Consider the following 18941-nt stretch of genomic DNA (forward strand, 5'->3'; position numbering starts at 1 on the left):
CGAAATGCTTCCTGGAGGGGCGACTATTTCCCCTGGTGCGGGATGTAGGTGGAAGGTTGGGCGCGGGGGAGCAGGATCAGGCGAGCTGCCCGGCGAGCACGGGCAGGAAGGCGGCGACTAGGAGGTCACGCTGCCAGGCACGGCATTCGCGGGACTCGAGGGCGCGGCCCAGCACGTCCTCCAGTGCACCCACCGGGTCGGCGACCGCAACGTCCACCGTTGTTCCGACCGGGTCGGTATCCAGAACGACATCCAGAACGGTATCCAGGCCAATAACCTGTTCGTCACCGGGCTCGTCGAGGCGTTTCGACGTCGCATCGGCCAGCGCCCCGTCGGCGACCGCGCGCGAGGTCTCCCACGCCACGGACCGCAGTGAACGCATGGTCAGCAGATCCTCCGTCTTGATACCGGTGGTCTTCGAGACGTCTGACAGGGCCTCGCGGAATCCGCCCAGCAGGTGGAAGGCGACCGGGTGGTCGCGCTCCCATGTGCGGTGGTCGGGGAACCCGCCGGAGGTACTCAGCCGTCCGGGCAGCGAGGAAGCATCGGTCGAGGCAGCCTCGCGCAGCGCCTCAGACAGTGCCCTGGTCAGTGTGGACTTCACCTCGCGGCCGACTGAACCGCGCGAGGAGCGCACCAGGCGCGACCCGCCGGCGATTTCGCGGTCGAGTTGGCGTCCACCGCGGCCGGGATGCTGTGCCAGTTCCAGGATCGAGGTTCCGCGGAGCACGTGCTCCGGGGGTATGTCGTGTTCGCGGGCCACGACTGTGCGGGCACCGACGAGGCGTCGGGCAGTCTCGAGTTCGCGGGGGTCGCGGACGTGGCCGATGCCGCGCAACTTGCGCCAGTCGGGTTCGGGCACCGGGTGCGTCCACGCGGAACGTACGTGGGCGCATTCCTGGCGGTACCAGTCGGTGCGGTCCAGGTCGTCGAGCCGGGAGAGGGCAACGTCGCGCAACTCGATGAGCATCTCCACGTCCAGCGCGGCGTAGGTGAGCATGGGCCCGGAGATCGGCCGGGCGGACCAGTCTTCCCGGCCCTTGTCCTTGGCCACGGTGACCCCGAGGAACTCCTCGAGCATGCCGGCCAGGCCGATCTGCCCGTAGCCGAGGAGGCGTCCGGCGATTTGGGTGTCGTGCAGTTCCGGGGTGTGCCAGCCCAGGGAGGTCAGGGCGGGCAGGTCGCTGTGCGCGGCGTGCAGGATCCAGGGGGAGGAGTCCATCAGTGGGGCCAGCACGGAACCAGCCTGCGGAACGGTCGCCGGGTCGACGAGGTGGGTGCCGGAGCCTTCGCGTCGCAGCTGCACCAGGAAGGCGCGGTCGTCGAAGCGGAAGCCGGAGGCCCGTTCGGTGTCCACGGCGATGGGCCCGTGCCCTGCGGCCAGCGATTCGGTCGCTTCCCGCACGGTCTCGAGCGTGTCGGACAGGGCGGGGACGCCGTCGCGGGGCGAGGTGAGGTGTTCTGCCACGGGGGCCACCTTACCTACCCGTCAGGGCGGTCACCCCTTCGGGCGGCAGGCCTGCGACATTGGCGAGCACCTTGGAGAAGGCGGTGACGTGGTCGGACAGGTCCGTGCCGGACGCCGTCCACGAGGCACGCATCTCGACCTGGAAGGCGTGGGCCGGTCCGCCGATGTCACCGAATCTGCTGGATGCGGTGGCAGTGACGGTGCCGCCGAGGTCGCTGAAGGTGCTGCCGTGCAGCCCTTCGGTCAGCCAATCCCAGGCGACCTCGGGCAACAGGGGGTCCTCGGCGACGGAGGCGTCCAGGTCGGCCTGAATATAGGCGACCAGCTTCATCATGCCGGGGCCTTCGGAGCCCTTGGGGTCGTGGAGCAGGATCAACCTGCCGAAGGCGTCGCCGTCGGAGTCGGTGGGGACGGCGGCTTCCCCACCGTCGTCCCCTCCGATTCCGGGGGGCGACCCCAGTTGTAATCGGTCGACCTCCAGCCCGATGGCGTGGCTGTAGGGGGCGAGTTTCCGCGGCGGGCGGATGTCGGTCACCGTGATCCCGGTGCGCACCGTGGCGGCGTGCATGGAGGTGACCGCGTCCCGGAACGGCGCGGGGACGGTCGCCGCGGTGTCGGCGCCCAAGGCCTGACCCGCTGTACCTGTCATCTCTGAATCAACGCTCACACCGGCCAACATAACGGGCGGGCGGGGGTGTGTGGCGCAGGCGCGCCGTCGTTGCCGTAGTTCGCGCGGGAACTGGCATAATCGTGGACATGGTTGACCTGAACTCGTCCCCGGTCGGCGTCGCCGATCTCCGTCCGACTGAAGAGGCGGTCGCCACGGCGCGTGCCGCCCGCCGTGCCTCGCAGGACGCGCCGCTGCTGGCGGCGGTGCGCGGGGAAACGCCGTCGCGGCGTCCTGCGTGGATGATGCGTCAGGCAGGACGCTCCCTGCCGGAGTACCGCGAGCTGCGCCGCGAGGTCGGCATGCTCGACTCGTGTTTCCGCCCGGACCTGCTCGCCGAGATCACGATGCAGCCGGTGCGTCGGCACGACGCGGACGCGGCGATCCTGTTCTCCGACATCGTGGTGCCGCTGAAGGCTGCCGGGGTGGCCGTGGACATCGTCGCTGGTCGCGGCCCGGTGCTGGAGTCGCCGGTGCGTTCCGCCGAGGCCATTCAGGACCTGCCGGTGGTCGAAGCCGCACAGCTCGAAGCGGTCGTCGAGGGCATCGGCGGGATCCTCGAGGAGCTGCGCGATGACCAGGTGCTCATCGGTTTCGCCGGCGCCCCGTTCACCCTGGCGTCCTATCTTATTGAGGGTGGTCCGTCGAAGAACCACGGCGTGACCAAGGCGATGATGTACTCGCAGCCGAAGCTGTGGCACGCGCTGATGGAGAAGCTCACCCCCACGGTGGTGCGTTTCCTGAAGGTGCAGATCGAGGCCGGGGCGGACGCGGTGCAGCTATTCGACTCCTGGGCGGGCTTCCTCAGCCTGCGCGACTACCGCGAGTTCGTCGCACCCTACACCGAGCGCATCATCGCCGCGGTGCGTCCCTACGGTGTGCCGGTGACCCACTTCGGCGTGAACACCGGCGAACTCCTCGGCGAGATGGCGGCCGTGGGTCCGGACATGATCGGCGTGGACTGGAAGACGCCGATGGACGTAGCTGCGCGCCGCGTGGCCGCCGACCTCGCCGCCGCTCACGACGCGGGTGATCCGCGAGTGCCGGCGGACCGGACGGTGCGTGCGGTGCAGGGCAACCTGGACCCGGCGATCCTGCTGGCCGGCCCGGACGTCATCGCCGAGCAGGTCGCCCGCGTGGTCGCCGAGGGTGACCGTGCGGTCGCCGAGGGCAATGCCCTGGGACACGTCTTCAATCTTGGTCACGGCGTACTGCCGGAGACCGACCCGGATGCGATCACCCGGGCTTTCGCGGAGGTGCATGAACTGTGAGCGACGGTATCGGAGAGGCTGCAAGTGCCGGGGCAGGTCCGAGCGTGGCGGTCATCGGCGGGGGAGTGACGGGCATGTTCGCCGCCTGGGAGCTGCGCCGCCGGCTCGGCCCGGGCGCGCGGATCCTGGTGCTGGAGGCCTATGGGCGTCTCGGCGGGAAGCTGAAGACCGTTGACTTCGCTTCCGGGCCGGTGGACATGGGCGCCGAGGCGTTCCTGACCCGGCACACCGGCATGGCCCAGCTGGTCGCTGACCTCGGGCTAGAGTCCGAACTGCGCACACCCTCGGGCGCGCGCAGTGCCTTCCTCGTTGACGGTGACTTGGTCAACATCCCGTCCGCCACGGTGATGGGCATTCCCGCCCGCGGCGCGGACGTGGCCGAGGTACTCACCGCGCAGGGCCAAGCCGCGGTGGACGCGGAGCTGGACGGCCCGGCGTTGCCGTGGATCGTCGGCGACGACGTCAACGTGGGCGAACTGGTGCGGCGGCGTTTCTGCGACGAGGCCGTCGATCGGCTGGTCTCCCCGATGTTGGGCGGGGTCTACTCCTGCTCCGCCGACGACCTGGGCCTGCGCGCGACCGTGCCGCAGATCGCCGAGGCGATGGACGATCTGGCAGGACGCGGCGACGACGTGTACCTGTCCACGGCGGTGGCGCAGGTCCTGGAGGACCGCGCGGCCGCGGCCGCGTCCTCGAAGGACGGCTCCGCGGGGCCGGCGTTCAACACCATGGCTTCCGGCTACCGCACGCTGATCAACCGCCTGGCCGAGGCGTCCGACGCGGACATCCGGGTGAATACGCAGGTCGAGGAGATCGGGCGCTACAACGGGCGGATCTACCTCGAACCCGTCGGCACCGTGGACGCCGTCGTCGTGGCGACGCCCGCGCCCACGGCGTCCGTCCTGCTCAAGGACATCGCGCCGGACGCCGCGGACATCCTCGGCGGAGTGAAGCTCGCCAGCTCCGCGGTGGTGGGCATGAGCTACGACGGTGCTGCTGGCGATCCGGGCATCCCGCAGCGCTCCGGCATCCTCATCGGTGCGGACGGCCCGACCAACGCCAAGGCCTTCACCTTCTCCTCACGCAAGTGGCCGCACCTGGGCGAGCGCGACGGCGGCCGTGGTGGTTTCGTGCGTGCCAGCTTCGGCACCTACCAGGACTCCAGCCTGCTCGACGCGGACGACGAGACCCTGGTCGAGTACGCCATCGCCGACCTGGAGAAGGTCGCCGGAGTCACCGCCAGGCCCGCCGAGACTTTCGTCCAGCGCTGGTGGGGCGGGCTGCCGGTCTACGGCGTCGGCCACACCGAACTCATGGGCATTGCCGAGTCGGCCGTCTCCGAGATCCCGCGGGTCGCGGTGGCCGGTGCGAGCCTGCACGGCGTGGGCGTGCCCGCCTGCGCCGAGACCGGTCGGGCCGCGGCACGCAAGATCGCCGCGGAGTTGTGACGCCCGGCTCCCCTGTCAAGGGGTGGCCCGGGTCCCGCGGGCGGCTAGAATCAGGGACGACGAACGACAACTTTCACAGGACAGGTGGTTGACAGCATGGCCAAGCTCGACTTCAGGGAGCTCAACGAGAAGCTGCAGTACACGATGTGGTCCGTGTTCACGGTCCGCAACGGTGAGCTGCCCGAGGGGGAGGAGGCCCGCGCCGCGGTCGCCGAGGACTTCGCGTCCTTCCTGGCGTCCTACGACGACGCGGAGCTCACCGTCCGCGGCGTGTACGACCTCACCGGCCAGCGCGCCGAGGCCGACATCATGATCTGGTGGCACGCCGAGAAGTTCGAGGACCTGCAGCGCGCCTACCGTCGCTTCCTGAAGGAGACGACCCTGGGCCGTGCCTGCGACGGCTACTGGTCGAACTCCGCGCTGCACCGTCCGGCGGAGTTCAACAAGTCCCACCTGCCGTCCTTCATCATGGGCGAGGACCCGGCCGAGTGGATCGCCGTGTACCCGTTCGTGCGCTCCTTCGAGTGGTACCTGCTTCCCGACCAGGAGCGTCGCACGATCCTCGCCGAGCACGGCATGGCCGCCCGCGGGTTCGACGAGGTCCGCGCGAACACCGTGCCCGCCTTCGCCCTCGGCGACTACGAGTGGATCCTCGCCTTCGAGAGTCCCACGCTGGACCGCATCGTGGACCTGATGTACAAGATGCGCTACACCGAAGCCCGTCGCCACGTCCGCGAGGAGGTGCCGTTCTTCACCGGCCGCCGCGTGAACGCTGACGCGGAGGACCTCGCCGGCTTCATCGCCGAGCTGCCCTGACGCCTCACCGCAGACAGCAACCCCGTAGGACGCTCGGAGCGTCCTACGGGGTCGTTGTCTTTCGCGCGGCGCGCCGCGCCGTCAGGCCTCGTGCAACTGCAGCGCGATGCCGTTGATGCAGTAGCGCAGGTCGGTGGGGGTGTCGTACCCTTCGCCGGCGAAGACGTGGCCGAGGTGGCCGCCGCAGGTGGCGCACACGACCTCGGTGCGTCGGGTACCGAGGGAATCGTCCACGCGGGTCTCCACCGCGTCGGAGTCGGCCGGATCGAAGAACGAGGGCCAGCCGCAGTGCGAGTGGAACTTCTCGGTGGAACGGAAGAGTTCAGTGCCACACCCACGGCAGGTGTAAACGCCCTGGGTCTCTGAGTCGGTGTACTCGCTGGTGTACGGCCGCTCCGTGGCGGAATTGCGCAGCACCTGGAACTCGTCCGGGGAGAGACGCTGCTTCCACTGCTCGTCGCTCAGCGCGGAGAAGTCCTCGAGGGGACGGACGTCGGGATTGTTCTCAGTCATGGTGGCTACCTCTGTTCCTGCTCTACGTGCTCGTTCTGTTCTGGTGCCTTTTCTGGTGCACCGCGGTTCTGGCGACGCCAGTCAGTGACGAGCCAAACAACCACGGACGTCGCGGCGGCCAGGATGATCAGCCCCCAGCCGACGGTACCGCGGGTGTACTCGACGATACGCCCGGGCCACTCCCACCGGTCGGAGTTCCAGGAGTCACCCGACATGCACCAGTAGATACCGACCCAGATGACCGGATTGTGCATCACCGAGAAGCGGCAGAACACCGTGAAGATCATCGGGATCAGCATCATCGAGTAGTACATCTGGCCCAGCGAGCTGACCAGGAACACCCCGGTCATCAGGATGCCCGCGGTCGTCGCCGACCACATCAGAGGGTCGGAGTTACGCCAGCGCAGCAGACCCAGCACTGCAATGGCGACGCCGAGGGCGAAGACGGCGCGCATCAGCAGGACGAACCAGTCCGCCATGCCGAAGTACACGCCCACCCCGGAGACCGAGGAATTGGCGTAGTCCCGGACCTCGCTCAGGTAGGGCATCAGCTTGTCGAGGTAGTCCCCGGGCTGGGCCATGAGAGGCCACGCGGCAAGGTTGAACGCCACCGGCACGGCGAGTCCGGCGACCACGGCCCACCACTGCTTGCGCACGAACGGCAGGAAGAGCAGGACGGCGAACTGCGGCTTCACGGTGATCGCCAGGCCCACGGCGATGCCCGCCAGGACGGTGGCCCACGTGCTGCGCGTTCCCGAGCCGGGCCCGCAACGCCAGGAGACGTCTCCGGTGCCAACGAGGATCCACCACAGGAAAATGACCTCGACGAACAGCAGCACACCGTTGATGTTGGAGAACAGCAGGGTGTTGGTGATCGACTCGGTGGAAAACACCAGGAAGGCCGCCACGGGCAGGACGGGGCCGGTCAGTGAGCGCCGGGCCAACTTCGTGAGGATCGCCAGGGCCACAAGGACCGCGACACCGTTGGCGAAGATGAACAGGATCCGCCCGGAGTCCCACGTCGGCAGATACGCCAGCGGGCTGAGCAGCAGCGTTCCTCCGGGGGAGTAGAGGTAGTGCGGGTCGACGAAGGCGTAGTTCTCGTCGTACACCGGGACACCGTCGATGAACCGGTGCAGCGCGTTCCACACGGTGGTGAAGTCGTCGGTGGGGTGGCTATTGTGCGGGCTGAGGAACACCCGGTGGATCATGGTGAAGATGGCCAGCGGCCACGCGGCCATGGTGAGCACACCGGCCGGGGTACGAAGGGAGTCCCGGAGGTTGTCCATGCGAGAAGGCGTCCCGTCGGACGTGGCAGCGGTGCCGGTGTCGCCTGGATTACCGGAGTCACCGGGGCATGCGCTGCCGGAGGAGGAGCCGGCCGGGGTCATCTTTGCAGTCACGGTCCTTGACTCTACTGGCTCCACGCCGCCACGCCGGGGACCGCCACGGTCGCGCCCGGGACTGTCACCCCTAGGAGTATTGGTGGGCCGCATCCCGTCGGGTACCAAGTTGGACCTGGGAGCGTTGAGTTCGCCAACTCAACGCTCCCAGGTCCAACTTGGTACCCCTCGCTGGCGGCTCGGGCGCCTCGGGGCGGGCGAGTTGTCGCCGGCGGCGGGGGAGAGAGGGGCCAAGATCGAGCGTGGGATGTTTGAATCGCCGGGTTCAAACATCCCACGCTCGATCTTGGCCCTATTGCGGGTTAAACGACAAAATGTGTGTCCGGGGTCGGCGCTTCGCTGCAGGTCAAGGTAAAGAAATCGGGCTTGAATAGCTCTCCGGGAGCTATTGAGCCGCGGTGCTTGACACCTGCACGGCGCTGAAGTCACGCCATAGCCACCGCCATACAGGCCCCAGGAGGCTGCGTCTGCCATCTCGGGGTCGAACCTCAGTGGACGCCTCTCAGCGTGGGATTCGCCTGCGTGAGCAGCGTTCCGCAACCATAGACCCCCATGGAGTTGTCACCGGGCTGCGTCACTACCTCCTCGTCTCGCCGCGAGACCTGGCCCCCCCCTGCAGGTCAACCTGGGTCAAGCGAGGAGCAGGGACACGCCCGGAGCAGACACACATTTTGTCGTTTAACCCCCTATGCGTCGGGAGGTCGCCGTAGGGCCGCCGGAACGACGACGAGAGGGCCCGTCGACTCATGTCGACGGGCCCTCTCAAGTGGAGCGGATGACGAGACTCGAACTCGCGACCCTAACCTTGGCAAGGTTATGCGCTACCAACTGCGCTACATCCGCATTTTCTAGCAATCTTACTGTTGACCAGACCCCTGGGGGACTGTTCGTGCGCGATACTGGGATCGAACCAGTGACCTCTTCCGTGTCAGGGAAGCGCTCTCCCGCTGAGCTAAACGCGCGGGCTTCTCCCTGACCCCCATCTCCGGGGAGACGGTGGGGAAGAAGTGGAGCGGATGACGAGACTCGAACTCGCGACCCTAACCTTGGCAAGGTTATGCGCTACCAACTGCGCTACATCCGCATTTTCTAGCAATCTTACTGTTGACCAGACCCCTGGGGGACTGTTCGTGCGCGATACTGGGATCGAACCAGTGACCTCTTCCGTGTCAGGGAAGCGCTCTCCCGCTGAGCTAAACGCGCGTGATGCGAGGTGGAAACGGGAATCGAACCCGTCTACACGGTTTTGCAGACCGTTGCCTAAGCCACTCAGCCATTCCACCGTGGCGTCACCGCCTCGTATCGGATCTCGACCCTACCGACTCGGGAGCCGGAAGAGAAATGAGAACCTGAGCGGATGACGAGACTCGAACTCGCGACCCTAACCTTGGCAAGGTTATGCGCTACCAACTGCGCTACATCCGCAAGCACCGTGTAGTACCGGTGCGACACAGAACTCTATAGGTTCCGGCTTTCACGCACAAACATGCAGGTGACGGTGCATATCCACGGGAAGTTGGCTGTGAATCGAACTCCAACGGTGTGATTCGCGCCCAGGGGAGTGGTGTCAGGGCCGCGTCTCTGCCTCGTCCCTTTCGCCTCCCTCGAACTCCTACGCGCGACGCGGGTGCCCGCGCGCGCGACGGGCGGGCACCCGCATGCGTCGGACGACGCTGGCAGCGTCCTGCGCGGTTCTGCGCCGTCCTGCGCCGTCCTGCGCGGCGCCGCTGTTCGTGGCGCGGTGGCGTGACCTGGCGATTTGCGCGATACCCGAGGGGTGGTGATAGATTACGTCTCGTTCCACAGAGGTCCCATAGCTCAGTGGGAGAGCGTTCCGTTCACACCGGAAAGGTCGCTGGTTCAATCCCAGCTGGGACCACCATCTGAAGCCCCCGGCAGTCATTGCGACTGCCGGGGGTTTCGTCGTCGCGGGATGGGGCGGGGGTGAGGTTGATCATTCAGTGACACTTGGAGCCCGTCGGCCCAGATAGAGTGGGGGACCGAACGCACGCGGGGGCACTTCCCGCGACCGTGCCGAGCGAAAGGACCTCAATGTCCCGTCAGTCGTCTGTCCGTCCTGCCCGTGGAGTCCGGCCGCGCGTCGTCCGCGCCGTCGCCGCGCCGGTGCTGGCTGCCGCGATGATTTCCGCGCCCGTGTTCCTGGGTGCTGGCGTCACAGGAGGACTGCCGGTGGCTTCGGCACACGACGCGATGGTCGGGGCCACGCCTGAGCCGGACTCCGCGCTCACCGATCCTCCGACGAGCATCGAGCTGGAGTTCTCCGGGATCCCGCAGGACAACTTCAACACCGTGGCGCTGTCCAGGGACGGAGAGGTGGTCTACACCGGAGAGCCCACGATCGACGAGCGCATGATCACCCTCGACATTCCCGATGACGTCGAGCTGGAGGACGGTGTTTACACCGTCGGCTACCAGATCACTTCCTCGGACGGCCATGGCACGCGCGGCGACTACACCTTCACTCTCGGCGACGTCTCCGCCGCCGATGCCGAGACCTCCTCGGAGGACGATGGCCTTCCGACGTGGGCCATCACGTTGGGCGGCATCGCCGGGGTGATCGTGGTGCTCGGCGCGCTCGTTGTGGTGATCGCCCGCTTCCGCAGCATCTCCTCCGAGGATTCGGATGAGTCGGGGGATAAGGCCTGAGACTCCCCACTGGAGTCCGGGGCTCGACCTCGTGCCCGCACGGGCGCCCGCGGCAGGTAAGGTAGTGCTCGACTTCCGGCTGTCACCAGGTATGTGACCGCCGCCATCTTTTCCGTGTAAGGAGCACAGCACCCGTGAGTGAATCAACACTGGACGCCGAACGAGGAGCCGCCACCGTGGCACCCGTGGCTTTCACCGTCCCCGCCGGCGAGTCCGCAGGGGCGGCCATGCGACCCCTGGACCTGCCGAACAAGGGCACCGACGCCATCGTCTGCGTGAAGGACGCCGAGGGCGCCCTGCGCGACCTCGCCTTCGTGCCGGAGACCGACACGGAGGTCACCGCCGTCGCCGCTAACAGCGACGACGGGCGCGCGGTCATCCGCCACTCCTGTGCCCACGTGCTCGCTCAGGCCGTCCAGCGCGAGTTCCCCGGCACCAAGCTGGGAATCGGCCCGGCCATCGAGAACGGCTTCTACTACGACTTCCAGGTCGACGAGCCCTTCACCCCGGAGGATCTCAAGACGCTAGAGAAGCGCATGAAGAAGATCATCAAGTCCGGTCAGCGTTTCGAACGCCGTGTCTACGAGTCCACCGAGGCAGCTGCCGAGGAACTCGCCGCGGAGCCGTTCAAGCTCGAGCTGATCCAGGACAAGGGCAACGTGGATCCGGACTCCGACGAGGCCACCGAGGTCGGCGCCGGTGAACTCACCGCCTACGACAACGTCAACCCGCGTACCAGCGAGGTCGAGTGGTCGGACCTGTGCCGCGGACCGCACATTCCCACCACCCGCTACATCCCGGCATTCGCGCTGACCCGTTCCTCGGCTGCCTACTGGCGCGGCGACCAGTCCCGCGAGGGCCTGCAGCGCGTCTACGGCACCGCGTGGGAGTCCAAGGAGGCCCTCGAGGAGCACCAGCACATGCTGGCGGAGGCGGAGAAGCGCGACCACCGTCGTCTCGGCCAGGAACTTGACCTGTTCAGCTTCCCCGACGACTTGGGCTCCGGACTGCCGGTCTTCCACCCGGACGGCGGCATCGTGCGCCTGGAGATGGAGGAGCACTCGCGGCGTCGCCACATCGAGGCCGGCTACTCCTTCGTCAACACCCCGCACATCACCAAGGGCGACCTCTACGAGCGCTCCGGGCACCTCGGGTTCTACAAGGACGCCATGTTCCCGCCGATGCAGGCCGACGGTGAGTGGGACGAGGACGGCAACTGCACCAAGCAGCCGCAGGACTACTACCTCAAGCCGATGAACTGCCCGATGCACAATCTGATTTTCGACTCCCGCGGCCGGTCTTACCGCGAACTTCCGCTGCGTCTGTTCGAGTTCGGCACGGTGTACCGCTACGAGAAGTCCGGCGTGATCCACGGCCTGACCCGCGCCCGCGGCTTCACGCAGGACGATGCACACATCTACTGCACCGAGGACCAGCTCGAAGGTGAGTTGATCAGTGTCATCGAGTTCGTGATCTCGCTGCTGCGCGACTACGGTCTGGACGATTTCTACCTCGAGCTCTCGACCCGCGACCCGAAGAAGTCGGTGGGTTCCGACGAGATCTGGGAGCGGTCCACCGAGACCTTGCGTCGCGTAGCCACGCAGTCAGGCCTCGAACTGGTCCCGGATCCGGAGGGTGCGGCGTTCTACGGCCCCAAGATCTCCGTGCAGGCGCGCGACGCCATCGGCCGAACCTGGCAGATGTCCACCGTGCAGCTCGACTTCAACATGCCGGAGCGCTTCAACCTGGAGTACACCGCGTCCGACGGCACGAAGAAGCAGCCGATCATGGTGCACCGCGCGCTCTTCGGCTCGATCGAGCGGTTCTTCGGCGTGCTGCTGGAGCACTATGCCGGTGCCTTCCCGGCATGGCTGGCCCCGCACCAGGTGACCGGCATCCCGGTGGCCGACGAGTTCGTCGACTACCTGGAGGACATCACCGCCGAGCTGCGCACGCAGGGCATCCGTGCCGCGGTCGATACCTCCGATGACCGGATGCAGAAGAAGATCCGCAACCACACCACCGGCAAGGTGCCGTTCATGCTCCTGGCCGGCGGACGCGACGTCGAGGCGGGCGCCGTGAGCTTCCGTTTCCTGGACGGCACACAGGTCAACGGTGTGCCGAAGGACGATGCGGTGCGCATCATCACCGAGTGGGTGCGCAGCCGGCGCAACGAGCAGCCGAGCGGGGACAACCTTGGCGAGCTCAGCTGACGACCTGTCGCCTGATGGCCTGCAGCGGTTGTGGGCGCCGTACCGCTCGGCCTACATCGGCGAGAAGAACGGTTCGGGTGACTCGGGAGGCTCGGGTACCTCGGGTGATCCGGATGACCCGTTCATGGCGATCCCCGATAAGTCCGATGAGGATGGGCTGATCGTCGCCCGCGGTGCGGAGGTCTTCTGCATCCTGAACCTGTACCCGTACAATCCGGGGCACATGATGGTGTTGCCGTACCGCAAGGTCGCTTCCTACGAGGACCTCACGGACTCCGAGACCGTGGAGTTCGCGATGTTTACGAAGAAGGCGATTCGGGTGTTGCGGGCGGTCTCCGGGCCGGACGCACTGAACGTGGGCATGAACCTGGGCCGCTCGTCTGGCGGGTCGGTGCCTGGTCACCTGCACCAACACATCGTCCCCCGCTGGCAGGGCGACACGAGTTTCATGACCGTGTTGTCCGGCTCGAAGGTACTGATCCAGGTGCTGGGGGAGACCAGGGAGCTGTTGGCTTCGGCGTGGCAACAGCTCGACTGACCTGGAACTGAGAGAATATCGGCGGAGATGAAGTCAGCAAGCACGGCAAGGAGACCTGAGACATGTTGAGCGTTCGTGGACGCCGGCCGGCGGCGGTGGTCATTGAACCGATCGCCCGACGGCTGGTGAACTGGGGCGTGACCCCCAACACCGTGACGATCACCTCGACCACGGTCGCTGTCGTGCTGTCGGTGGCGTTGATCCCCACCGGGCACCATTTCCTCGCCGGTATCCTGCTGGGTATCACGGTGGCCACCGACATGATCGACGGCACGATGGCCCGGATGCTCGGTGGTGGCACCAGGTTCGGCGCCACACTGGACGCGACCTGCGACCGTATTACTGACGGCGTCCTGTTCGGTGCGATCGCCTGGTGGATGGCTTTCCAGCACGACCACGAGCCCTACAAGGGCCTGTTCGCCGCGGCATTGGTGATCATGATTGCCAGCCAGGTGACGTCCTACGTCAAGGCGCGTGCGGAGGCCTCGCAGATCAAGGTGGACGGGGGGCTCATCGAGCGCCCGGAGCGCCTCATCATCGGTCTGGTGTCCTTGGGCCTGTCCGGTCTCGGGGTGCCCTACATCCTGGGCGGCGGATTGATCCTGCTGGCCCTGGGGTCGGTGTACACCGTCTTCGAGCGTCTCGTGATCGTGTCGCGCTCCGCCGCGGCGTCCGAGCGTATCGCCCCGCCGACGGGGGCCAAGAGCTATGAAGAAACAGAGGAGAGCAGGTCACATGAGTGAGGACGCATCCTTCACCGACCGGCTCAGCGCTGTCGGTTACCAGGCAGGGTGGGCGCTCACGCGCCGGCTCCCGCAGGGGGTGGCGGACCGGTTGTTCAACGTCATCGCCGACCGCGTGTCCGGCAACGGTCGGGGGCCGGAGCAGTTGCGGGCGAACCTCGGCCGGGTTGTCGGCGACGAGAACGTGACCCGCGAGCTGGTGCGCGACTCCATGCGTTCCTATATGCGCTACTGGCGCGAGGCTTTTCAGCTGCCCAGCATGGCGGGCCCGGAGCTGGCGGCACGCGTGGCCGAGGGCTTCGACCCGGCGGACGTGGAACGTCTCGACGCGGCGCTCGCCCGGGGCAAGGGCGCGGTGCTGAGTCTGCCGCATTCCGGAAACTGGGATATGGCGGGAGTGTGGCTCGTTGACCACTTCGGCCAGTTCGCCACCGTCGCCGAGCGGCTGAAGCCGGAGAGCCTGTTCGAAGCCTTCGTGGAGTTCCGCGAGTCCCTTGGCTTCGAGGTACTGGCGCTCTCCGGTGGTGAAGCCCCGCCGTTCGCGCGGTTGCGCGAAGTCGTGCGCGCCGGCGGCGTGGTGTGCCTGCTCGGCGAGCGTGACTTGTCGGGCAAGGGAGTGGAGGTGGACTTCTTCGGCGAGCGCACGTCCATGCCGGCGGGCGCGGCGCGTCTGGCGCAGGAGACCGGTGCTGCGCTGATGGTCTTCCACACGTCCTTTACCCCCGACGGCTGGGAGTCCAGCTTCAGCGAGGAGTTGGACACCAGCGGCACGCTGGAGGAGATCGTCCAGCAGCAGGCCGACAGCTATGCCCGCAATATCGCCTCCGCCCCGGCGGACTGGCACATGCTGCAGCCCCTGTGGTTCTCGGACCTGTCGGAATCTCGGCGCAAGCGACTCGGCATCACCGATGAATCCGGCGGAGACGGCGCGCGATGAAGATCGGCATGGTGTGCCCCTACTCCTTCGATGAGCCGGGCGGAGTCCAGATCCACGCGGTGGACTTGTGCACCGAACTGATCCGCCGCGGCCACGAGGTCAGCCTGATCGGCCCGGGAGGGGAAGACGCCGAAGTTCCCGACTTCGTGGAACTTGGCGGCGCCGCCATCCCGATTCCGTACAACGGGTCGGTCGCCCGGCTGGCGTTCGGGCCGTCCACCTGGCGTCATCTCGGTGACTGGATCGACCGGCACGACTTCGACGTGGTGCACATCCACGAGCCGAACTCCCCGAGCTACTCGATGATCACCCTGGCCAAGGCCGACGGCCCGATCGTGGCGACCTACCACGCCTCAGCCAGCGAGTCCTTGGTCCTCAAGGTTTTCCTCCCGGTGCTGCGTCCCTTCCTGGAGCGTATCCAGGGCGGTATTGCGGTGTCCGAGGAGGCACGTCGCTGGCAGGTGGAGATGCTCTCCGGGGACCCGGTGCTCATCCCCAACGGCGTGGACACCGCGACCTACCGGGCGGCCACCCCGATGCCCGCGCTCGACCCGCAACGTCCGCGCGTGATGTTCCTCGGCCGGTTCACCGAACCCCGTAAGGGCTTCCCCTTGCTGCTCAAAGCACTTCCGACGATCCTGCGAGAGGCGCCGGACGTCGAGGTCGTCGTGGTGGGTGGCGGTGACACCGAGGAGTTGCGTCAGTCGCTGCGCAAGGCGCGAGTGAGTTTCGTGGAAGGCTGCGGCGAAGAAACAAGGGAAGACCGCGCCACCGTGCGCATCCTGGGCCGGCTCAGCGAGGCGGACAAGGCAGCGGCGCTCGCAGCGTCCGACGTGTATGTGGCGCCGAATACCGGCGGCGAGAGTTTCGGCATCGTGCTGGTCGAGGCCATGGCCGCGGGCGCGGCGGTGGTCGCCAGCGACATTCCCGCCTTCACCGCGGTGACCGACCACGGTCGTGCCGGACGGTTGTTCTCCAACGGCTCGGCGCGCGACCTCGCGCGCGCGGTGAAGGATCTGCTCGCCGACGACGATCGGCGCGTCCGGCTCGTCGAACGCGGTTACGAGCGCAGCCGTGACTTCGATTGGGACCGGGTGACCACGCAGGTCGAGCGGGTCTACGAGACGGTCGTCACCGACGGCAGGAAGGTGCGCAGGTCATGATTCCGGTGTGGTTGCTCGTCCTGGTCGTGGCGGTCGCGGTCCTGGCGTTGGTGGGACTGTGGTTGTCGTTGACCGCCTCGCGGCTCAACCGATTGCATATCCGTACCGACGCCGCGCGCCTGGCGCTCGAAGGAGCGCTGCAGTCGCGTTCCGCGGTGGTCTCCGCGATCCACCCGGAGCTCATGCGTACCGCCGGACGCACCACGTCTGTGGCGTTGCGCGCCGAGGACATGGATGCGCGTTCCGACGCAGAGAACGTCCTGCTGCGGCAGTTGCGCGCCGAGGACATCGGCAACCCGGCATTCGTCGAGGCATCCGTGAAGGTTGACCTGGCCGCGCGGTTCTACAATGATGCCGTCGGTGACACCCGCGACCTGCGCGGACGCTCGGCAATTCGGGTATTCCGGCTCGCGGGATCTGCTCCCCTTCCGGCCTACTACGAGGCGATGTCGGTGAGTTCCGAGACTCCTTAGGGATCGTTCTCGGCCTGATTTACACCCATTGGACCGCACGGTCTGTCTGGCCCGGTAGAATGCCCGTTGATCACCATTAGGCTACCGAGATCACTCGAGAATCAGAGGTCATGATGACGCAGAACCGTGCCGACAACGTTGCAGCCAGGGGTACCGGGCGCGTGAAGCGCGGTCTCGCCGACATGCTCAAGGGGGGTGTGATCATGGACGTGGTCACCCCGGAGCAGGCGAAGATCGCTGAGGACGCTGGCGCCACCGCCGTGATGGCGCTGGAGCGCGTCCCCGCCGACATCCGTGCCGAGGGCGGCGTGTCGCGCATGTCGGACCCCGACATGATCGAGGGCATCGTCGAGGCCGTCACCATCCCGGTGATGGCGAAGGCACGGATCGGCCACTTCGTCGAGGCACAGGTGTTGGAGAGCCTCGGCGTGGACTTCATCGACGAGTCCGAGGTGCTGACCCCGGCCGACTACGCCAACCACATCGACAAGTTCGGTTTCACCGTGCCCTTCGTCTGTGGCGCGACGAACCTCGGCGAGGCGCTGCGCCGCATCAACGAGGGTGCAGCGATGATCCGCTCCAAGGGCGAGGCCGGCACCGGCGATGTGTCGAACGCAGTCACCCACATGCGTACCATCCGCGGCGAGATCAACCGCCTGACCTCGATGGCCCCCGATGAGCTCTACGTGGCGGCCAAGGAACTGCAGGCTCCTTACGAGCTGGTGCGCGAGGTCGCCGAGAACGGCAAGCTTCCCGTGGTCATGTTCACCGCCGGCGGCATCGCCACCCCGGCGGACGCGGCGATGATGATGCAGCTCGGTGCCGAAGGCGTCTTCGTGGGTTCGGGCATCTTCAAGTCCGGCGACCCGGAGAAGCGGGCCCGCGCGATCGTGCAGGCCACGCTCAACTATGAGGACGCCGCCACGGTGGCCTCGGTCTCGCGCGGTCTCGGTGAGGCGATGGTCGGCATCAACGTCGACGAGATCCCGGAGCCGCACCGTCTTGCAGAGCGGGGCTGGTGAATGTCTGACGCCCAGTCAGCCCAGCCTGCCGAGTCTGCCGACGGTCGTCGGCCGCGGATCACGGATGTCCTGGATCTCGAGCAGATCGAGCCGGGGATTTTCCGCGGCCAGGTCATCCCGTCGGCGCTCTCGCGCACCTTCGGCGGCCAGGTGGCTGCGCAGTCCCTCGTCGCCGCCACGCGCACGGTGGGTGCGGAGTACCGGGTGCACTCGCTGCACGGGTACTTCGTGGGGCCGGGCAACTCGGACCGTCCGACCGTGTATCTCGTCGACGAAGTGCGCAATGGTCGCTCCTTCCGGGTGCGCTCCGTGCGTGCCGTGCAGGACGGCCGGACGTTGTTTGTGATGCAGGCGAGTTTCCACGTGCGCGGTGACCAGGGTCCGGAGCATTCGGACATTGTCCGGAAGGTGCCGCCGCCGGAGGAGATCAGTCCGCAGGCGGACTCGAATCGTCCACTGGTCCGCGCCTTCGCCAAGGACTGGGAGGACTGGGACATCCGCATCGTCCCGCCCGAGCTGTGGGAGAAGAGTCCCGGTGCTGCCTCCCAGCAGGTGGTGTGGTTCAAGTCGAAGGTGCCCTTGCCGGACGACGAGACCTTCCACATCTGCACTCTGGCGTACATGTCGGACATGACCCTGCTGGGTTCTGCACTGGTTCCGCACCGCGATGAGCCGGTCCAGGAAGCCTCGTTGGACCACGCGATGTGGTTCATGCGCCCGTTCCGTGCCGACGAGTGGCTGCTCTACGACCAGTCCTCGCCGTCCGCCCACGGTGGGCGAGCACTGACCACCGGCCGGATCTTCAACCAACAGGGTGACCTGGTGGCGACGGTCACCCAGGAGGGTCTGACTCGATCCCTGGCCGAGGGAAAGCAGTCCATACCGATCAAGACCGACCTTCAGGGGAAGTAAGTGAGCGAAACTCCACTCATCGGTGTTCTCGCCCTGCAAGGCGGGGTCGTCGAGCATGTCCGCATGCTGGAGGGGCTCGGCGCCCGCACGCGTCTGGTGCGCCGTCCGGCTCAGCTGGAAGGCCTCGACGGCCTGGTATTCCCCGGTGGGGAGTCCACCACGATGTCCAAGCTCATGGAGCTCGGCGGGATGCTGGAGCCTTTGCGCGCCGTGATCGCCGACGGGCTGCCCTGCTTCGGCACCTGCGCTGGCCTGATCCTGCTGGGCAGCGAGATCCTGGACACGCGCGCGGACGCGCACTGCCTCAACGCGCTCGACGTGACGGTGCGGCGTAATGCTTTTGGACGCCAGGTCGACTCCTTCGAGACGGACCTCGACGTCGTCGGGGTTACGGGGGTTGCCGGCGAGCCGGTGCACGCGGTGTTCATCCGAGCGCCGTGGGTCGAGCGGGTCGGCGACGACGTCGAGGTGCTGTCCCGTGTCGACGACGGCGGCCCGGCGCACGGTGCCGTCGTCGCGGTCCGCCAGGGCCCCGTCCTGGGGTTGTCCTTCCACCCGGAACTCACCGGCGACGACCGGCTGCACCGGTATTTCCTCACGATGGTGGGGGAGTCGCTGGCGGCACGGAAGGCACCGCATCACGTGTGAACACGGTGCGGTGAACCGGTGTTTCGGTGTGGTGCACTA

The 18941-nt window shown here is 67.1% G+C and carries 18 protein-coding genes and 7 tRNA genes; 14 read left to right on the plus strand and 11 right to left on the minus strand.

Going from position 1 to position 18941, the window contains the following annotated elements; all coding sequences use genetic code 11:
• Positions 1 to 76: 76 nt before the first annotated feature.
• Together ACT3SZ_RS05365 and ACT3SZ_RS05370 are read right to left on the minus strand one after the other, a co-directional pair.
• Positions 77 to 1468 (minus strand): ribonuclease D, encoded by a 1392-nt coding sequence (locus ACT3SZ_RS05365; RefSeq protein WP_444617280.1) that lies wholly within the window; start codon positions 1466 to 1468, stop codon positions 77 to 79.
• A gap of 10 nt (positions 1469 to 1478) precedes the next feature.
• A complete protein-coding gene (locus ACT3SZ_RS05370; RefSeq protein WP_444617648.1) occupies positions 1479 to 2117 on the minus strand; it encodes a DUF3000 domain-containing protein in 639 nt (212 codons plus the stop codon).
• Between the two features lie 107 nt (positions 2118 to 2224).
• Between ACT3SZ_RS05370 and hemE the strand changes: the two genes are divergently transcribed.
• The 3 genes from hemE (at position 2225) to hemQ (ending at position 5670) form a co-directional block, all read left to right on the plus strand.
• Positions 2225 to 3406, plus strand: coding sequence for a uroporphyrinogen decarboxylase (gene hemE, locus ACT3SZ_RS05375; RefSeq protein WP_444617282.1), 1182 nt, complete (start codon positions 2225 to 2227; stop codon positions 3404 to 3406).
• Complete coding sequence (gene hemG, locus ACT3SZ_RS05380; RefSeq protein ID WP_444617283.1) at positions 3403 to 4854, plus strand: protoporphyrinogen oxidase; 1452 nt, start codon at positions 3403 to 3405, stop codon at positions 4852 to 4854. The genes hemE and hemG overlap by 4 nt, the downstream gene beginning before the upstream one ends.
• Before the next feature lie 96 nt (positions 4855 to 4950).
• A complete protein-coding gene (gene hemQ, locus ACT3SZ_RS05385) occupies positions 4951 to 5670 on the plus strand; it encodes a hydrogen peroxide-dependent heme synthase (protein ID WP_444617650.1) in 720 nt (239 codons plus the stop codon).
• Between the two features lie 81 nt (positions 5671 to 5751).
• Here hemQ and msrB read toward each other — a convergent pair whose 3' ends face one another.
• The 9 genes from msrB to ACT3SZ_RS05430 all read right to left on the minus strand — a co-directional run bounded on the left by msrB (position 5752) and on the right by ACT3SZ_RS05430 (position 9390).
• Positions 5752 to 6183 (minus strand): peptide-methionine (R)-S-oxide reductase MsrB, encoded by a 432-nt coding sequence (gene msrB, locus ACT3SZ_RS05390; protein WP_444617284.1) that lies wholly within the window; start codon positions 6181 to 6183, stop codon positions 5752 to 5754.
• A 5-nt stretch (positions 6184 to 6188) separates the two neighbouring features.
• Positions 6189 to 7586 carry a glycosyltransferase family 87 protein gene (locus tag ACT3SZ_RS05395; RefSeq protein WP_444617285.1) on the minus strand — a complete coding sequence of 466 codons (1398 nt, stop codon included), beginning with the start codon at positions 7584 to 7586 and terminating at the stop codon, positions 6189 to 6191.
• 767 nt (positions 7587 to 8353) lie between these two features.
• Positions 8354 to 8429 (minus strand) — tRNA-Gly (locus tag ACT3SZ_RS05400).
• Positions 8430 to 8476: 47 nt separating this feature from the next.
• Positions 8477 to 8548: transfer RNA gene (locus ACT3SZ_RS05405), tRNA-Val, on the minus strand.
• A gap of 46 nt (positions 8549 to 8594) precedes the next feature.
• Positions 8595 to 8670: transfer RNA gene (locus ACT3SZ_RS05410), tRNA-Gly, on the minus strand.
• 47 nt (positions 8671 to 8717) lie between these two features.
• Positions 8718 to 8789 (minus strand) — tRNA-Val (locus tag ACT3SZ_RS05415).
• Between the two features lie 8 nt (positions 8790 to 8797).
• Positions 8798 to 8869, minus strand: a tRNA-Cys gene (locus tag ACT3SZ_RS05420).
• 69 nt (positions 8870 to 8938) lie between these two features.
• Positions 8939 to 9011, minus strand: a tRNA-Gly gene (locus tag ACT3SZ_RS05425).
• Between the two features lie 187 nt (positions 9012 to 9198).
• The gene (locus ACT3SZ_RS05430) at positions 9199 to 9390 is read right to left on the minus strand and encodes a hypothetical protein (protein WP_444617286.1); all 192 of its coding nucleotides are present in this window, start codon (positions 9388 to 9390) and stop codon (positions 9199 to 9201) included.
• Positions 9391 to 9393: 3 nt separating this feature from the next.
• On the opposite strand from ACT3SZ_RS05430, the gene ACT3SZ_RS05435 reads away from it, so the two are divergent.
• The 11 genes from ACT3SZ_RS05435 to pdxT all read left to right on the plus strand — a co-directional run bounded on the left by ACT3SZ_RS05435 (position 9394) and on the right by pdxT (position 18902).
• Positions 9394 to 9468 (plus strand) — tRNA-Val (locus ACT3SZ_RS05435).
• Positions 9469 to 9638: 170 nt separating this feature from the next.
• Complete coding sequence (locus ACT3SZ_RS05440) at positions 9639 to 10253, plus strand: copper resistance CopC family protein (RefSeq protein ID WP_444617287.1); 615 nt, start codon at positions 9639 to 9641, stop codon at positions 10251 to 10253.
• A gap of 134 nt (positions 10254 to 10387) precedes the next feature.
• Positions 10388 to 12466, plus strand: a complete 2079-nt coding sequence (gene thrS / locus ACT3SZ_RS05445; RefSeq protein ID WP_444617288.1) for a threonine--tRNA ligase — start codon at positions 10388 to 10390, stop codon at positions 12464 to 12466.
• Positions 12450 to 13004, plus strand: coding sequence for an HIT family protein (locus ACT3SZ_RS05450; RefSeq protein ID WP_444617289.1), 555 nt, complete (start codon positions 12450 to 12452; stop codon positions 13002 to 13004). Before thrS ends, ACT3SZ_RS05450 begins: the two co-directional genes overlap by 17 nt.
• A gap of 62 nt (positions 13005 to 13066) precedes the next feature.
• Positions 13067 to 13747: a phosphatidylinositol phosphate synthase gene (gene pgsA / locus ACT3SZ_RS05455; RefSeq protein ID WP_444617290.1), complete on the plus strand. Its 681-nt coding sequence runs from the start codon at positions 13067 to 13069 to the stop codon at positions 13745 to 13747.
• Entirely contained in the window at positions 13740 to 14684 is a 945-nt protein-coding gene (locus ACT3SZ_RS05460) for a phosphatidylinositol mannoside acyltransferase (RefSeq protein ID WP_444617292.1), read from the plus strand. Before pgsA ends, ACT3SZ_RS05460 begins: the two co-directional genes overlap by 8 nt.
• Positions 14681 to 15847: a glycosyltransferase family 4 protein gene (locus tag ACT3SZ_RS05465; protein WP_444617293.1), complete on the plus strand. Its 1167-nt coding sequence runs from the start codon at positions 14681 to 14683 to the stop codon at positions 15845 to 15847. The genes ACT3SZ_RS05460 and ACT3SZ_RS05465 overlap by 4 nt, the downstream gene beginning before the upstream one ends.
• Positions 15844 to 16320, plus strand: coding sequence for a hypothetical protein (locus tag ACT3SZ_RS05470; RefSeq protein ID WP_444617295.1), 477 nt, complete (start codon positions 15844 to 15846; stop codon positions 16318 to 16320). Before ACT3SZ_RS05465 ends, ACT3SZ_RS05470 begins: the two co-directional genes overlap by 4 nt.
• 113 nt (positions 16321 to 16433) lie before the next feature.
• On the plus strand, positions 16434 to 17342 hold the full coding sequence (gene pdxS / locus ACT3SZ_RS05475; protein ID WP_444617652.1) for a pyridoxal 5'-phosphate synthase lyase subunit PdxS: 909 nt from the start codon (positions 16434 to 16436) through the stop codon (positions 17340 to 17342).
• A complete protein-coding gene (locus ACT3SZ_RS05480) occupies positions 17343 to 18254 on the plus strand; it encodes an acyl-CoA thioesterase (RefSeq protein WP_444617296.1) in 912 nt (303 codons plus the stop codon).
• On the plus strand, positions 18255 to 18902 hold the full coding sequence (gene pdxT, locus ACT3SZ_RS05485) for a pyridoxal 5'-phosphate synthase glutaminase subunit PdxT (protein WP_444617298.1): 648 nt from the start codon (positions 18255 to 18257) through the stop codon (positions 18900 to 18902).
• Positions 18903 to 18941: the final 39 nt, after the last annotated feature.

The organism is Corynebacterium sp. AOP40-9SA-29 (assembly GCF_052377405.1).
Taxonomy (GTDB): domain Bacteria; phylum Actinomycetota; class Actinomycetes; order Mycobacteriales; family Mycobacteriaceae; genus Corynebacterium.

What these genes read in the sequence shown, in the direction of transcription:
- pgsA (WP_444617290.1), top strand. Translation starts at nt 13,067, where the DNA reads ATGTTGAGCGTTCGTGGACGCCGGCCGGCGGCGGTGGTCATTGAACCG.
- pdxS (WP_444617652.1), top strand. Translation starts at nt 16,434, where the DNA reads ATGACGCAGAACCGTGCCGACAACGTTGCAGCCAGGGGTACCGGGCGC.
- hemQ (WP_444617650.1), top strand. Translation starts at nt 4,951, where the DNA reads ATGGCCAAGCTCGACTTCAGGGAGCTCAACGAGAAGCTGCAGTACACG.
- ACT3SZ_RS05460 (WP_444617292.1), top strand. Translation starts at nt 13,740, where the DNA reads ATGAGTGAGGACGCATCCTTCACCGACCGGCTCAGCGCTGTCGGTTAC.
- ACT3SZ_RS05480 (WP_444617296.1), top strand. Translation starts at nt 17,343, where the DNA reads ATGTCTGACGCCCAGTCAGCCCAGCCTGCCGAGTCTGCCGACGGTCGT.
- ACT3SZ_RS05465 (WP_444617293.1), top strand. Translation starts at nt 14,681, where the DNA reads ATGAAGATCGGCATGGTGTGCCCCTACTCCTTCGATGAGCCGGGCGGA.
- msrB (WP_444617284.1), bottom strand. Translation starts at nt 6,183, where the DNA reads ATGACTGAGAACAATCCCGACGTCCGTCCCCTCGAGGACTTCTCCGCG.
- ACT3SZ_RS05370 (WP_444617648.1), bottom strand. Translation starts at nt 2,117, where the DNA reads ATGACAGGTACAGCGGGTCAGGCCTTGGGCGCCGACACCGCGGCGACC.
- hemE (WP_444617282.1), top strand. Translation starts at nt 2,225, where the DNA reads ATGGTTGACCTGAACTCGTCCCCGGTCGGCGTCGCCGATCTCCGTCCG.
- ACT3SZ_RS05470 (WP_444617295.1), top strand. Translation starts at nt 15,844, where the DNA reads ATGATTCCGGTGTGGTTGCTCGTCCTGGTCGTGGCGGTCGCGGTCCTG.
- ACT3SZ_RS05440 (WP_444617287.1), top strand. Translation starts at nt 9,639, where the DNA reads ATGTCCCGTCAGTCGTCTGTCCGTCCTGCCCGTGGAGTCCGGCCGCGC.